This is a genomic window from Hoeflea sp. CAU 1731 (assembly GCF_039888615.1).
GTDB lineage: Bacteria > Pseudomonadota > Alphaproteobacteria > Rhizobiales > Rhizobiaceae > Flavimaribacter.
Genome location: NZ_JBDQQS010000007.1, coordinates 168,679 through 182,839 on the forward strand (window position 1 = coordinate 168,679; position 14,161 = coordinate 182,839).

Sequence of the window (14,161 nt, forward strand, 5' to 3'; positions counted from 1 at the left end):
CGATTATTCGTGTGGCTTCTTCGAACCGCCTTCTGCCGGAGTCGCAGCATGAACGGGGCCAGATTTGATTTCGTCGTGGTCGGCGCCGGCTCCGCCGGATGCGTGCTCGCCGATCGGCTCTCGCGCAGCGGCCGCAATTCCGTACTGCTTGTAGAGGCAGGCGGCAGCGACCGGCGTCCCGACATTCGGGTGCCGATCGGCTATGGCTTCACGTTTCGCAGTCCCGCTGTCAACTGGATGTATTCGGCTGAACCGGATCCCGGCCTCAACGGACGCGTCGCCTACTGGCCACGCGGTCGTGTTCTCGGCGGTTCGAGTTCGATCAACGCCATGGTCTATTGCCGCGGCCTGCCGCCCGACTTCGACGACTGGTCGGCCGCAGGCGCAAAAGGCTGGGACTGGAAGTCGGTCCTGCCGGTGTTCGAGCGCACTGAAACCAAAGCGCGGCGCGTCGACGGCAGGCTGGAGACAACCGGCGATGGACCGCTGTGGGTGACGGACGAGACCGACCAGGTCCATCCGCTTACCGCGCGGTTCATCGAGGCGGCGCGCGAGGCGCAATGGCCGATCACGCCCGATGCCAACAGCGACAGGTGGGAAGGTCTCGGCTTCTTCCACAACAACACCCGGATGGGCTGGCGCTGTTCATCGGCGAGCGCCTTTCTCAAGCCGGCGCTGCGCAGACCGAACCTGACGGTTCTGACGAAAGCGATGGTCGACAGCATCCTGTTCGACGGCAAGAAGGCGACCGGCGTTGCGTTGCGCCAGGGCGGGCGATCGCAAACGGTGTTCGCCAATCGCGAAGTCATCATCAGCGCCGGGGCCGTCAACAGCCCCAAGCTTCTGCAGCTCTCAGGCCTCGGTCCCGCCGAACATCTCAGAGAGACCGGCGTGGAAGTGCTGCAGGACATGCCGGAAGTCGGCGGCGGCATGCAGGACCATCTCGCCATCACCTATCTCTACGAATCGAACGAACCGTCGCTGAACGGAATGCTCTATCCGTTGCACGGCCGCGCATGGGTGGCGTTGCGTTACGCGCTTACCCGACGCGGGCCGTTGAGCATGAGCATCAACCAGTGCGGCGGCTTTCTCAAATCCGGCCCGAACAGCGCCTTTCCGGATATGCAGATCTATTGCAATCCGGCGACCTATTCCTCCGGCGGCGGCGACAAGCCGCGGCTCGATCCCGCGCCGGGCTTTCTCCTTTCGTTTCAGCCCTGTCGTCCAACCAGCCGCGGCCGCATCGACATCGCCTCGGCCAATCCGGATGCGCCGCCGCGCATCCGTCCCAACTCGCTTGCCACAGAAAATGACCGCGCGGCAGTCCTGCGCGGCGCGCGACTTCTCGAGCAAATGATCGAAACGCCGACGATAAAACAGCTCATCAAGCGGTCGAAGCAGCCGGATCCATCGACCATGTCCGACGAAGAGATCTACGCCGATTTCACCGAGCGGGGCGCCACCAACTACCACCCGACCTGCACCTGCCGGATGGGGTCTGACAGTGCAAATTCCGTTCTCGACAGCCGACTGAAAGTCCACGGCGTCGAGGCGCTCAGGGTTGTCGACGCCTCGGCCTTCCCGAACATCACCTCCGGAAACACCAACGCGCCGACCATTATGCTTGCACAAAGGGGCGCGGACCTTATTCTTGAAGACGCAGGAGAAACGGTAACGCCATGAAACTGCAAACGATCGAAACCTTCGTCGTCGGCAATCCGCCCCCGCGCTTCGGCGGCAACTATTTCATCTTCGTCAAGCTGGTCACGGCCTGCGGCGTTGTCGGCTATGGCGAAATCTACAATGCGACCTTCGGTCCGCATCTCTGCGCGAAAATGGCCGAAGACGTGTTCGCCCGCAATTTCGAGGGCGAGGACCCGCACCACATCGAAAAGCTCTGGCGGCGGACCTATGGCGCCGGCTACACGCTGCGCCCGGACGTGACCGTCATGGGCGTGTTGAGCGGGCTCGAGATGGCCTGTTGGGACATCGTCGGCAAGGCGGCGAACCGGCCGGTCTACGACCTGCTCGGCGGCAAGGTGCATGAACGGCTGCGCAGCTACACCTATCTCTATCCGATGGACGGGGACGTCTATCCGGACCCTGTCACCCGCAACGTCTACAACGATCCGGACATGTCGGCCGAGGCGGCGCTTGCCTGCGTCGAGCAGGGCTTCACCGCCGTGAAGTTCGACCCGGCGGGACCATACACCGTCTATGACGGCCACCAGCCGAGCCTTGAGGATCTCGAACGCTCCGAACTCTTCTGCAAACGCATCCGCGAAGCCGTCGGCACGCGCGCCGACCTGCTGTTCGGCACCCACGGCCAGTTCACCGTGTCGGGGGCAAAACGCATGGCGCGGCGGCTGGAAGCCTACGATCCGCTCTGGTTCGAGGAGCCGGTGCCGCCGGAAATGCCAGAGCAGATGGCCGAGGTCGCGCGCTACACCTCGATCCCCATATCCACCGGCGAGCGGCTCTGCACGAAATACGAATTCGCCCGTGTGCTCGATCACGGCGCCGCCTCGATCCTGCAGATGAATCTCGGGCGTGTCGGCGGCCTGCTCGAAGCCCGCAAGATCGCCGGCATGGCCGAGACGCGGTACGCCCAGCTCGCACCGCACCTCTATTGCGGACCGATTGTCGGCGCGGCGAACATCCAGCTTGCGACCTGCTCGCCCAACTTCCTAATCCTTGAAAGCATCCAGACATGGGGCGGCTTTCATTCCGAATTACTGAAATCGCCGATCCGCTGGGAAAACGGTTACGTCATTCCGTCGCCGGAACCGGGTCTCGGGGTGGAACTGAACGAGGATGTCGCGCGCGCGCATCCCTGGACCGGCGACGCGCTGCATCTCGGCATGAAAACAGAACCGCCGGAGTTCTGACGTCAGTCTGCAATTTAGAACATAGCAGGAACTTTCCAGCTGCAGCCGGACGCGATTTGTGCTATATGGAGCGCTGTCCGACCGTAGAAATTTTTTACCCGGATCGGGAGCGGACTGACAATAAATCCCGGAAAGTGCAGATTCCCGAAACAAAGCCAGATCGCAACCGAGCGCTGAAATGACGGATTCCCGAAACAAACCCAGATTGGAGATTTGTCGCAGAATCGCGAATTCCCGAAACGAAGCCAGTTTCCCGCATCGCTGTTGATTTGCAGATTCCCGAAACAAACCCAGTCACGGAAATTCCGGGATTCCCCAAACAAAGCCAGATCAGGGTAATGGTCTCAAAACGCAGATTCCCGAAACAAAGCCAGATTTGAAAATATTAAATTTTTCACAATAAAATCAATTATTTAATTGATTTTCTGATCGGCGACTTGTTTCTCCACCAGTTGCCAGACGAACAGGGCTGTGACGAAGACCAGCGCGCCTGTCGTCAGGTAGACCGGCCAGAACTGACCGGTTTCAAGTAGCAGCGCGCCACAAAGCGCGATGCCGACGGTCCCGCCGAACATCTGGATCGTGAGATTGATGCCGCTGGCCTGTCCGCGTTCGGCTTCCGGCACGGCGTTCATCAGCGCCTTGCGCGCCGGGACGGCGAAGAACGGCAGCGACGCGCCCCAGACGATCAGGGCGGCGACGATCAGCCAGAATGACTGGAGGCCGACGCCTAGGGCGATGAAAAGAACGCTTGCGCCGTTGATGACCAGCGTGATGAGCAGCGGCGCCCGCGACCCGTAAAGGTCGGAGACACGTCCGGAGCCGTAGGAGGTGAGGAGCGTTGGCAGGATGGCGAGCAGCAGCACCGCGCCCGATTCGATCGCCGACACCTTCATGACCTGCTGCAGGTAGAGCGGCGTGAAAACGAAAATGACCATCTTCATGAACTGGAACGAGAAGAAGACGATATTGCCGCCGGTGAAGGTCGCAATCTTCAGGAGGTCGACATGAAAGAAGGCCGTCTCCAGACGCTTCTCGACCATGAAGAAGATCGCCAGCAGGACAACTCCGGCTGCGAACAAGAGTAGCGTCAGCCCGGACAGCCAGCCCCAGTCGGCGCCCTGCATCAGCGCGACGACGATGAGACTGAGACCGACGATCAGCGTCGGAAATCCCCAGTGATCCCGCTGCCTTTCCGGCTTGCGCTCCGGCGGCGGCTGGTCCCAGGCGAGAAACACGAAGGCGGCGACGGCGATCACCACCGGCAGATTGACCCAGAAGATCCAGCGCCAGGACAGCGTTTCGGTCAAAAGGCCGCCGACCAGCGGACCGAGCGACATGAAAAGCGCGGATATGTTCGTCTGAAGCCCCAGCGCCACGCCATGCTCTTCCTTTTTGAAGGCAAGGGTAATCATCGACAAGGCCGCGGGAAATATGATCGCCGCCCCCGCGCCTTGTATCGCCCTGGCGCCGATCAGGAAGGCGCCGTTCGGCGCGAAGCCGCAGGCGAGCGACGACACCCCGAACAGCAATGCGCCGAAGATGAAAAGCCGTCCGCGGTCGATCGCGTCTCCCATGCGCCCGCCAAGCGCCACGAAACAGGTAAAAGTCAGGAGATAGGCGTTGACCACCCAGTGCGAGGCAAGCGCGCCCATCGACAGGTCCGAACGCATGGTCGGAAGCGCTACGCCGACGATCGTCTCGTCGAGCACCGTTAGACCAAGCACGCCGGATGTTGCGGCCAGTATCCACCATTTCCGGCTGTCTGCGGCGAGTGTGACCATAGATCCGTCCCCGGCGGGCTGCTCAATCCGGCGGAATAACGCCCTTGCGCAAGGCGAAGCAGCCATAGAATCGGCGTTCGTCGGTCTGGATCACGCAATAGGCCTGTTTCGCTCGTTCATAGAAAGCGAAGCGCTCGATGGAGATCATCGGCCAGGCCTTCCCCTCCGCCTTGTCGATTTCCGCCTGCACCTCATGCTGGACAGGCAAAATCTCGTCCGGGGATCCGACGACTTCCATCCGCGCCGCCGAATCGTCGACAAAACTGTCGAGCGGGTAGACGGAGAGAATGGCCGCTGCGGCTTCGGCCGCCGTCCGGTCGATGCGCAGAACCTTGCCACAGGTCGTTTCGCGCGCCACAGCGTCGGCCGGAAAATTGGTGTCGACGATGACGAGATCATCGCCATGGCCCATCGCGGCCAGCGCATGAAGCACCTCGGCATTGAGTAGCGGATTGATTCCCTTGAGCAATAGAGCCTCCCCCTTTTCAGATTTCCAGACCGATGTCCTGTTCAATCAGATCGGCGATCGCATTTCCGAGGCGTGCATGCATGTCCGGTTCGAAATGCACGCCGTCGGTCACGCTCGATTCGATGATGTCGCCGGCGTCGAGATAGAGACAGCCATTGTCGCGCGCCGCCTTTCTGTACAGTTCCCCGAAACGCTCCGATTTCGCCTCGGCGCCGGCAAACATCTCCGCCAGGACGCCGGTTTCGCGCGCCGGCGGCGGAGCAATCAGCAGGATTTTCGGCGCGCCGCCATCCGGCCCGCACTGGCTTGCCTTCGCGATCATCGCCAGTCTGCCGGCGGACGCCGCAATCTCGTAAGCGCTGACGCCGAAGCGCGGCTTCAGATCGTTGGTGCCGAGCATGATGATCAGCAAATCCACGTCGCGATGCGATTCCAGGGAAATCGGAAGGCCGGTCTTGCCGTTCCGCTGCGGGCCCTCGATCGGATCGTCATGCACCGTCGTGCGGCCGGGAAGCCCTTCCTCGATCACGCGCCAATGCGGGGCAAGCCGCCTGTCGACCACGCCGGGCCAGCGCTGATCATGCGCGTAGCGGTGACGATCGCCGAGATTGGTTATCGGAACGGTGCCGTGTGTATTGGAATCGCCGTAACAAACAATCGTCTTCATGCCGGCCCAAACCCGCCTTTTCAAACGTCATCCCCGATGCTACCTCCGTTCCCGGCAGCGGGCGGACGTTAGCATCGCGCCCCGACCCTGTCTATTGAAGGCAAGGCGGGCGGACTTTAGGCAATTGGGGAGAACGAGCATGGACAAGCGGCTCTGGCGGCGTATCGACAATGGCGGAATGACCTTCACCGAACTCGGCTTCGGAACCGCGCCTCTCGGCAATCTCTACCGCGCTATTTCCGACGAGGACGCCGCCGCGGTTCTGGAAGAGGCGTGGGAAACAGGCTGCCGCTATTTCGATACGGCCCCGCTCTACGGATTCGGCCTCGCCGAAACCCGCATGAACCGTTTTCTGAGGTCCAGGAACCGCGACGATTATGTGCTGTCCACCAAGGTTGGACGGCTGCTTGAGGCCTGCGCGCCGGAAGTCCGCACCGGCATCGGCAAGTTCTTCGACACGCCAAGCCGCCGGGAGATCTACGACTACAGTTACGACGGCGTGATGCGGTCCTTCGAAATCTCGCTGGAACGTCTCGGCGTCGACCGGGTGGACATTCTCTACGCCCACGACATCGACGTCTTCAATCACGGTTCGCGCGAAGCCTGCGACGCCCGCATCGACGAACTGATGCGCGGCGGTTACTACGCGCTTCTCTCGCTGCGCGACCAGGGCGTCATCAAGGCCTTCGGCGTCGGTATGAACGAGTGGGAGCCTGCCCAGACAATGGCGGAGCGCGGCGATTTTGATATCTTTCTACTCGCCGGTCGCTACACGCTTCTGGAACAGGAGGCGCTGGAAACGTTCCTGCCGCTTTGCAAGTCGCGCGGCATCGGCATCGCGCTCGGCGGTCCCTACAATTCCGGGATCCTGGCGACCGGCCCGGTGGAAGGCGCTTACTATAACTACGATCCGGCGCCGCCGGAAATCCTTGACCGTGTCCGCAGGATCCAGGAAATCTGCGGCAGACACGGCGTCGAACTGCGCGAGGCGGCGATCCGCTTCCCGCTCCTCCATCCGTGCGTCGTTTCAGTCATCCCTGGCGGCCAAAGCGTCGAACAGGTGAAGGACAACAAGGCGACCATGAGCGCCGAGATTCCCGACGCACTCTGGCTTGACCTCAAATCCGCCGGCCTGATGCGGGAAGACGCGCCGACGCCATAGACTACGTTTTGTTGCGGAAGCCCAGCCACCAGACGGACACCGCGGCAAGCACGACCAGCGCGACCGCAATCGGATAGTTAATCATGCGTGTGAGATCGCCGTCGAGGATGACCATGGTCTGGGTCAGATAGGTTTCGAAGCTGCCGCCCAGAAAGAAGGCGATGATGAAAACCACGACGGGGAAGCCGAAGACGTTCATCACGTAGCCGACGACAGCGAAGACGAGCATGACGGCGACGCCGAACAGTCCGCCGGTCGACATGTAGACGCCGACGATACAGAGCAGCAGCGCGCTGGAAAATATCACCGATTCCGGCGCGGAGATCACCCGGGTCCACAGTCGCAGGCTGAACTGGCCGACAATCAGGTTGGTGGCGTTTGCGAGAATCATCGCGCCGAACAGGCCGTAGATCAGTCTGCCCTGTTGTTCGAAAAGCAGCGGCCCCGGCTGGATGCCGTGGATCTTGAACGCCGAGATCAGGAGAGCTGCGGCGATGCTGCCCGGTATCCCGATCACCAGCAACGGAATGAGGTTTGCGCCCATCACCGCGCTGTTGGCGGACTCGGCCGCGGCAATGCCCTTGATGTTGCCCTTGCCGAAACTGTCCGGCTCGTCGGAGGCCTGCTTGGCGCTGGCGTAGCTCATGAAAGCGGCTGCCGTGGAGCCGATTCCCGGAATGGCGCCGAGCACCGTTCCGATAACGGCGCCACGCGCCATCACGTAGCGGCACGACCAGTATTCCGCCCAGCTCACCCGGCTGACAGTCGGGTCGTCGCCGTCCAGCGACGTGATTGCAGAACGCGGGGTCGACCCGGCGCTGGCGAGCCGTCTGAGGATTTCTGACACGGCCAGCATGCCGATCGCGACCGCGGCGAGCGGCAGACCGTCGAAGAGTTCGAAGAAGCCGAAATAGAGCCTGGGTGTGCCATGTTCCGGGTCGATGCCGACCGTGGCGCACAGCAGGCCGAAGACCGCAGCGATAACGCCCTTGATCATAGAATCGCCGACCAGGCCCGCGATCACCGAAAAGGCGAAGATCATCAGGGCAAAGATCTCGACCGGCCCCATTTTCAGGGCCAGAACGGCGAGCGGCGCGGAGATCGTGATCAGCACGATATCGCTGAACGTGTCGCCGGTGACGGAGGAATAGAGCGCCATTTTGGTCGCCTTGACCGGCTTGCCCTGTTTGGCCAGCGGATGGCCGTCCAGTGCGGTCGCCGCCGCATCGGGCGTGCCGGGCGTGTTCATCAGGATCGCCGGAATGGCGCCTCCAAACAATCCGCCCTTGTTGACGCCCACCAGGAAGGCGATCGCCGGCAGCGTCGGCATGAAAAACGTGAAAGGTATGGCGATCGCCATCGCCATGACCGGACCGATGCCGGGCACGGCGCCGACGAACTGACCGACCATGACCCCGGCGATCACGAACAGCAGATTGACCAGGCTGAAGGCGTCGGAAAGCCCGGCCAGAAGCACGTCCATGTCAGGCAAGGCCGATCCCCCTCACGGCAGCGTCCGCTCCAGCAATTGCACGACAAGCAGCCAGACGACGGCCGGGATGATCAAGGCGCCGGTCGCCAGCCAGATCCAGCGTCTCTCGCCGATCAGAAGCATCACGACAAGCGCCGTCACCGGCGCGATGACCGAAAAACCCAAACGGCCCATCAGGACGAGCGACACCGCGGCTATCACCGCGAAAAGGCCGAAACGCAAGACTTCGCGCCATTCGATCGTCACTTCTCCGCGCGGTCTGATCGCATGGAGAGCGCCAAAGGCGACAAGCAGGATCGCGCAGAGATCCGGGATCGTCTGCGGCCGCATCCGGCCGTATTCGACCGTTTCCGTATTGGCCGGGATGATCAGGAAAAGCAGGAGAAGGCCGGCGCACGCGACAAAAACGCCTGAGAGCCTGTTTGCCGTCATGCAGCCTTCTCCTCTTGCCGGGCGCTATTTGCCGAAAAGTTTCGCCACGTTGCCCATGCCGCCGGTCATCATGTCCTGAGTGCCCTGCGGGCCGAGATCGCTCGGTTCGGTTTTCAGTGTGTTCATGATCACGGTCTTGACCTCATCCGAATTGATCGCCCCGTTCAGCGCGGCAGAAAGGGCGGCTTTCGCGTCATCGGGCAGTCCGGCCGGCGCCGCGATGAAGAAGTACGGATCGACGAAGATGTCGAAGCCCTGTTCCTTCACCGTAGGCGTGTCCGGGGCATAGCTGTGGCGTCCGTCATTGGCGCTGGCGATCATCTTTACGTCGCCGCTTTCCAGATACGGGATGTGCGCGCCGGCCGCGAAGGAGGCCGCCACGTGTCCGCCCAAAATGTCCTGTATCATCTCCGCGCTGCTCTTGGTCGGAACAAGCTTGAAGTTCGCGTCTGACTGGGAGCCGACAAAATTCATCAGCAGTTCCTGCGGCTTCGCGTCGAAAGCGACCAGGGCGCCGTCGCTGCCCTTGGAATATTCGATCAGGCCGGCCATGTCGTCGAAAGGCGCATCGGCCTTGGCGATGATGGCGAGCTGGGCCCGCGCTATTGTCGCAAGATAGTCGAAACTGTCGAGGTCGAAGGGCAGGTCCTTGCCGCGCAGGACCAGGTTGACGAGGATCGGCATGTTGACGCCCATGCCGAGCGTCTGTCCGTCCGGCTTGGCGACCGCCAGCCCGGTGAACATGGCGATGCCCCCGCCGCCCGGCTTGTTCTCGACGATGATCTTCCAGCCGGTCTGGTCTTCCATGGCCTTGGCGACGACGCGGCCGAGCGTGTCGGTCTCGCCGCCGGCGTCAAATCCGATCTGAAGCTTGATCGGCCCGGACGGCTTCCACTCCGCCTGGGCGGCGAAGGCCAGCATGAACGAGACCCACACGGCCGTCATCAGTGTCAGAATTCTTCTCATGTCGCATTCCTCCAGTGTCTCAGCAATAATCCCGCCGCTCCGCGATTCCCGTCAGGGATCGCGATTGTCCGGCGAGCGTGGCCTCCTCATGAATCCTGCCGCACAAGGGACATAGCACAATTTTTCCTATTGGAAAATTGCATCGCTCAAGAGAAAATTGCAGGACCGGGGCAAGTCGGCTGTGCGACAAAAGACTTGAATGCACCGACCCATCATTGCCATTGTCCACGCAACTTTGGTGACGCGGCGAGGTAGGGATGGCGCAGGAAATGTTGATCGGCGTCGATGTTGGAACAACAAGCGTCAAGGCGATCCTTTTCGATCTCGCCGGCGCCATTGTCGACCGCTACGCCGAACCATACGAAACCATTCACGGCAAGCACGGCGTCGTCGAGCAGGATCCCGAGCTCTGGATGAAGCATATATTTGCTGCGCTTTCGCAATTTACCGCGAACCATGACCTTTCGGAGGTCAGGGCGTTGGGCCTGACGTCGCAGGTCAACACACATCTCTTTGTCGACGAAAACGGTAAGGCGCTCGCTCCGGCGATTGTCTGGCAGGACGGACGCTGCGCCGATGTCGCCGCGCGACTGGACGAGCAGGTGCCGGTGGAAGACCGCATCCGCTGGTGGGGCACGCCACGCCCCATCGACGCCAGCCATTGCATGAGCCGGATGGCGTGGATGTCCGAGAACCGGCCCGACATATGGGAAAAGACCCACTGGGTGATGCTGCCGAAGGACTATTGCATCCAACGTCTCACCGGCGATGCCGTCTCCGATCAGATTGGCAATCTGGGGCTGGTTGATGCCGCGCTCGGCCCCATTCCGGACCTTTTCGCCCATGTGCCTGGCGCCGCCGAGCGCGTCGTGCCGCTGGCGCCGATGACGGCGATTGCCGGCAAGGTGCGCGCCGGCCTTCCCTGCGCCGGCATTCCTGTCGCCGTCGGCACGATGGACGCATGGGCCGGCATGTTTGGCATCGGCGTTCCGGGAGCAGGCCATGCGATGTATCTGAGCGGGACGAGCGAAGTGCTCGGCATATTGTCCGGCGCCGTCCTGCCCTCGCCCGGCGTGATCGTCTTTCCTTCCTATGACGGGCTGACGCTGCACGCCGGACCGACCCAGTCCGGCGGCGAGTCGCTCAACTGGTGTTCGCGTCTACTCGGCCATCCGCCCGAAACGCTTGCTTGCAAAGTGGAAGGGCTCGATTTCGATGCCCCCGCGCCGCTTTTTCTGCCGCACCTGCAGGGTGAGCGGGCGCCGCTCTGGGACATCCACACACGCGGTACTTTCCTCGGAATAGACAGCAGCGCGGGGCCGGCCGAAATCGCGCGCAGCGTGATGGAAGGCGTGGCCTGCTCGGCGCGCTGGGTGCAGGAGCGTTTGGAAGTCTCCGCCGACATGACCCCCGACACGATTAATTGCGGCGGCGGCGGGTTCCAATCCGATATCTGGAACAGCATCCGGGCGAATGTGCTCGACAAGCGCCTGAAGCGCGCGTCCGTGGGCGATCCGGGCGTGCTGGGCGCAGCGGGCATCGCCGCAGTCGCCACCGGGCTGATGCCGGATCTTTCCAGCGCCTTCGCCAGCCTTGTCCAATTCGACCGCGTCTACGAGCCGGACGCGGCGCGTCGCGGCCACTATGACCGACTCTTCGATTTGTACAAACGGGCCTATGAGTCGACGAAAGATCTCAGTCATGCGCTGGTCGGTCTGCATGAGGTGTAGTTGCGACAGGCGACAAAAGCCTTTTCGTGGAGAAGCCAATTGTATTAGGCTTAAAATATATATCGGGACCTATAGAATTTAACAGGAGAGGACTATGCGCAAACTGATGAAATCAATAGCCTTGACGCTGGCTTCGGCCTTCGTGCTCGCCGCAGGCGCTAAGGCTGCCGAAAAGGTGGCGGTGATCACGCCGTATCTCGCTCAGCCGGGAACGCAATTCTATCTCGAAGGCTTCCAGACGGCGGCCGGTGAAAAGGGCTGGGACGTCAATGTCATCGATACGGCCGGTGACGTCGCCGCCGTCATCAGCCGCATCGAGGACGCCGTCAACCAGAATGTCGACGCGATTGTTATCAATGTTGATCCGACGCAGGTTGCAGCTGGCCTTGAGGTTGCCAAACAGGCGGAAATCCCGGTCATCGGCATGGATTCCGGCGCTGACGCTCTGCTTGTCACCAACGTCACCAGCAATGGCTACGCCATGGCTGCGGAAACCGCGACCTATGTCGCCGACCGGATCGGCGGGAAAGGCAATGTGGTGATGTTCGTCTTCGACCCGTTCCCGCCGGTCCAGATACGCGGCGTCATCGCCGATGCCGTGTTCGGGAACTTTCCCGATATCGAAGTGATCGACCGGGTCACGCCCGATGTCCAGGACGGCGGCATCGCAGATTCCCGCGCCAAAATGGAGGCGATCCTCGCCGCCCATCCCGAAAAGGGCAGCATCGCAGCCGTTTGGGCGGCCTGGGACCAGCCGGCGCTCGGCGCCCTGCAGGCGATCGAGGATGCGGGCCGCGCCGATGAAGGCATCGTCATCACTGGCATAGACGCGAACCCGCAGGCGCAAGAGGCAATCGCCACCGGCGGCAATTTCGAGGCGTCCGTCGCTCAGGATTTCGTCGGCATCGGAACCGCGACCGCCGATGCGGTCGCCCGCACGCTTGCCGGAGAAACCATCAAGGAGCGCGCGATTTACGTGCCTGCAAAGCTCGTGACATCCGCCAACGTCGGCGGACAATGACCGAAAGCACGGCTGGCGGGCGCATGTCCCGCCGGCCGTTTCCACAGCTATGACTTTCCTGAAACTTGACCATGTGACGAAACGCTACGGGTCTGCCGCGGCGCTCGATAACGCCAGTCTCGAGATCGAGGCTGGCGAGGTGCACGCGTTGATGGGCGAGAACGGCGCAGGCAAGAGCACCTTGATCAAGGTTCTGGCGGGCGTCGTGAGGCCGGACGATTGTTCGCTCCTCATAGACGGATCGAAGGTCGCGCTCGACGGACCCGATGATGCGGCCCGCCAGGGGTTTCGGTTCATTCATCAGGAACTCAACATCGTTCCGCATCTCTCCGTGGCCGAGAACATCGTCATGGCCCAAGCCTATCCGAGGCGTTTCGGTCTCGCCGTCGACTGGCCACGCGTGCATGACAAGGCGCGCGCGGCGCTGGAGCGTCTCGACGTCGATCACATCGATACCCGCCGCAAGACGGCGCGGCTTTCGACCGGCGACCAGATGCTGGTCAAGATCGCCGCAACTCTCGTGTCTTCCGACGCGCATCCCGCCTGCCTCTATGTCATGGACGAACCAACGGCGGCGCTGACCGGGCAGGAATGCGACAAGCTCTTCGCCGTCATTGAGGGGCTCAAGCAGTCCGGCGCTTCGGTCCTTTTTGTTTCGCACCGGATGAACGAGGTCATGCAGATCTGCGATCGCGTGACGGTCTATCGGGACGGCCGCACAATCGAGACCTCAAAAATCGAAGAGACCAGCCGCGATCGGATCATCGAGGCGATGACCGGCCGCGCAATCCGCGACACGTATCCGGAGCGCGCGCAAGCGCCTGCGAAGGAAATATTCTGCGCCGTCGAAAAGCTGCGCACGAAACATGTGAGCGGGTTGGAGTTCTCGCTGAAGCGGGGCGAAATACTCGGCGTCGCGGGCCTCGCCGAATCGGGACAGAGCGAAGTCCTTCACGCCTTTCTCGGCGACGAGAAACCGCTATCGGGCACGGTTGCGTTTCAAGGCAAGCAGTCGTTGCCGTCCGCTCCGTCCGTCGCCTGGAAACGGCGCATCGCCTTTGTCCCGCGGGAACGCAGGCGCGAAGGCCTGATGTTGCGACGGAGCATCGTCGACAACGCTGTTCTGCCGCATCTCGCACAGCTCGGATCCGGGCGCATCTTTTCCAGCAGGCGCAGGGAGCGCGCTCATACCGGCGCCATCGCGGAGCGCGTCAGGCTGAAATTCGACAGGCTCGGCCAGCCCTGCTACCAGCTCAGCGGCGGCAACCAGCAGAAGGTCGTCTTCGCAAGGGCCCTGGGCAAAACGCCGGAACTGCTGCTGCTCGATGAACCCACGCGCGGCGTCGATGTGGGCGCAAAGTTCGACATCTATACGCTTGTCCGCGAACTCAGCGCAGCCGGCAGCACAACGATCATGACGTCGTCCGACCTTCCGGAACTCATCGGCATGTGCGACCGGATTCTTGTCATGCGCGATCATCGTCAACACGCCATCGTCGAGACCGACGGCCTGACGCCCGCGCGGCTTCTACAGATGTTCTACGAATAGG

12 protein-coding genes are annotated in these 14,161 nt (G+C 62.1%); 6 read left to right on the forward strand and 6 right to left on the reverse strand.

What is annotated here, in order from left to right; all coding sequences use genetic code 11:
* Nucleotides 1-48: 48 nt before the first annotated feature.
* Nucleotides 49-1,683 carry a GMC family oxidoreductase gene (locus AAFN47_RS13410; protein ID WP_499809743.1) on the forward strand — a complete coding sequence of 545 codons (1,635 nt, stop codon included), beginning with the start codon at nucleotides 49-51 and terminating at the stop codon, nucleotides 1,681-1,683.
* Nucleotides 1,680-2,888, forward strand: a complete 1,209-nt coding sequence (locus AAFN47_RS13415) for a mandelate racemase/muconate lactonizing enzyme family protein (RefSeq protein WP_499809744.1) — start codon at nucleotides 1,680-1,682, stop codon at nucleotides 2,886-2,888. The genes AAFN47_RS13410 and AAFN47_RS13415 overlap by 4 nt, the downstream gene beginning before the upstream one ends.
* Nucleotides 2,889-3,301: 413 nt before the next feature.
* Here the strand turns inward: AAFN47_RS13415 and AAFN47_RS13420 are convergent, their stop codons facing one another.
* The 3 genes from AAFN47_RS13420 to AAFN47_RS13430 are packed head-to-tail and all read right to left on the reverse strand — an operon-like array spanning nucleotide 3,302 to nucleotide 5,808.
* On the reverse strand, nucleotides 3,302-4,672 hold the full coding sequence (locus AAFN47_RS13420) for an MFS transporter (RefSeq protein ID WP_499809745.1): 1,371 nt from the start codon (nucleotides 4,670-4,672) through the stop codon (nucleotides 3,302-3,304).
* A gap of 22 nt (nucleotides 4,673-4,694) precedes the next feature.
* On the reverse strand, nucleotides 4,695-5,141 hold the full coding sequence (locus tag AAFN47_RS13425; protein WP_499809746.1) for an RbsD/FucU family protein: 447 nt from the start codon (nucleotides 5,139-5,141) through the stop codon (nucleotides 4,695-4,697).
* Nucleotides 5,142-5,157: 16 nt separating this feature from the next.
* Nucleotides 5,158-5,808 (reverse strand): SGNH/GDSL hydrolase family protein, encoded by a 651-nt coding sequence (locus AAFN47_RS13430; RefSeq protein WP_499809747.1) that lies wholly within the window; start codon nucleotides 5,806-5,808, stop codon nucleotides 5,158-5,160.
* A 139-nt stretch (nucleotides 5,809-5,947) separates the two neighbouring features.
* On the opposite strand from AAFN47_RS13430, the gene AAFN47_RS13435 reads away from it, so the two are divergent.
* On the forward strand, nucleotides 5,948-6,970 hold the full coding sequence (locus AAFN47_RS13435; RefSeq protein ID WP_499809748.1) for an aldo/keto reductase: 1,023 nt from the start codon (nucleotides 5,948-5,950) through the stop codon (nucleotides 6,968-6,970).
* Nucleotide 6,971: 1 nt separating this feature from the next.
* On the opposite strand, the gene AAFN47_RS13440 is transcribed toward AAFN47_RS13435, so the two are convergent.
* Genes AAFN47_RS13440 through AAFN47_RS13450 form a run of 3 tightly spaced genes read right to left on the reverse strand, consistent with a single transcriptional unit; the run spans nucleotide 6,972 to nucleotide 9,860 of the window.
* Entirely contained in the window at nucleotides 6,972-8,453 is a 1,482-nt protein-coding gene (locus AAFN47_RS13440) for a tripartite tricarboxylate transporter permease (protein ID WP_499809843.1), read from the reverse strand.
* Between the two features lie 21 nt (nucleotides 8,454-8,474).
* Nucleotides 8,475-8,894, reverse strand: a complete 420-nt coding sequence (locus AAFN47_RS13445) for a tripartite tricarboxylate transporter TctB family protein (RefSeq protein WP_499809749.1) — start codon at nucleotides 8,892-8,894, stop codon at nucleotides 8,475-8,477.
* A gap of 24 nt (nucleotides 8,895-8,918) precedes the next feature.
* A complete protein-coding gene (locus AAFN47_RS13450; RefSeq protein WP_499809750.1) occupies nucleotides 8,919-9,860 on the reverse strand; it encodes a tripartite tricarboxylate transporter substrate binding protein in 942 nt (313 codons plus the stop codon).
* Nucleotides 9,861-10,117: 257 nt separating this feature from the next.
* On the opposite strand from AAFN47_RS13450, the gene AAFN47_RS13455 reads away from it, so the two are divergent.
* The 3 genes from AAFN47_RS13455 to AAFN47_RS13465 all read left to right on the forward strand — a co-directional run bounded on the left by AAFN47_RS13455 (nucleotide 10,118) and on the right by AAFN47_RS13465 (nucleotide 14,160).
* Entirely contained in the window at nucleotides 10,118-11,590 is a 1,473-nt protein-coding gene (locus AAFN47_RS13455; protein ID WP_499809751.1) for a xylulokinase, read from the forward strand.
* A gap of 94 nt (nucleotides 11,591-11,684) precedes the next feature.
* Entirely contained in the window at nucleotides 11,685-12,611 is a 927-nt protein-coding gene (locus AAFN47_RS13460; RefSeq protein ID WP_499809752.1) for a substrate-binding domain-containing protein, read from the forward strand.
* Between the two features lie 49 nt (nucleotides 12,612-12,660).
* On the forward strand, nucleotides 12,661-14,160 hold the full coding sequence (locus AAFN47_RS13465) for a sugar ABC transporter ATP-binding protein (RefSeq protein ID WP_499809753.1): 1,500 nt from the start codon (nucleotides 12,661-12,663) through the stop codon (nucleotides 14,158-14,160).
* Nucleotide 14,161: the final 1 nt, after the last annotated feature.

What these genes read in the sequence shown, in the direction of transcription:
- AAFN47_RS13410 (WP_499809743.1), top strand. Translation starts at nt 49, where the DNA reads ATGAACGGGGCCAGATTTGATTTCGTCGTGGTCGGCGCCGGCTCCGCC.
- AAFN47_RS13415 (WP_499809744.1), top strand. Translation starts at nt 1,680, where the DNA reads ATGAAACTGCAAACGATCGAAACCTTCGTCGTCGGCAATCCGCCCCCG.
- AAFN47_RS13420 (WP_499809745.1), bottom strand. Translation starts at nt 4,672, where the DNA reads ATGGTCACACTCGCCGCAGACAGCCGGAAATGGTGGATACTGGCCGCA.
- AAFN47_RS13430 (WP_499809747.1), bottom strand. Translation starts at nt 5,808, where the DNA reads ATGAAGACGATTGTTTGTTACGGCGATTCCAATACACACGGCACCGTT.
- AAFN47_RS13435 (WP_499809748.1), top strand. Translation starts at nt 5,948, where the DNA reads ATGGACAAGCGGCTCTGGCGGCGTATCGACAATGGCGGAATGACCTTC.
- AAFN47_RS13440 (WP_499809843.1), bottom strand. Translation starts at nt 8,453, where the DNA reads ATGGACGTGCTTCTGGCCGGGCTTTCCGACGCCTTCAGCCTGGTCAAT.
- AAFN47_RS13445 (WP_499809749.1), bottom strand. Translation starts at nt 8,894, where the DNA reads ATGACGGCAAACAGGCTCTCAGGCGTTTTTGTCGCGTGCGCCGGCCTT.
- AAFN47_RS13450 (WP_499809750.1), bottom strand. Translation starts at nt 9,860, where the DNA reads ATGAGAAGAATTCTGACACTGATGACGGCCGTGTGGGTCTCGTTCATG.
- AAFN47_RS13455 (WP_499809751.1), top strand. Translation starts at nt 10,118, where the DNA reads ATGGCGCAGGAAATGTTGATCGGCGTCGATGTTGGAACAACAAGCGTC.
- AAFN47_RS13460 (WP_499809752.1), top strand. Translation starts at nt 11,685, where the DNA reads ATGCGCAAACTGATGAAATCAATAGCCTTGACGCTGGCTTCGGCCTTC.
- AAFN47_RS13465 (WP_499809753.1), top strand. Translation starts at nt 12,661, where the DNA reads ATGACTTTCCTGAAACTTGACCATGTGACGAAACGCTACGGGTCTGCC.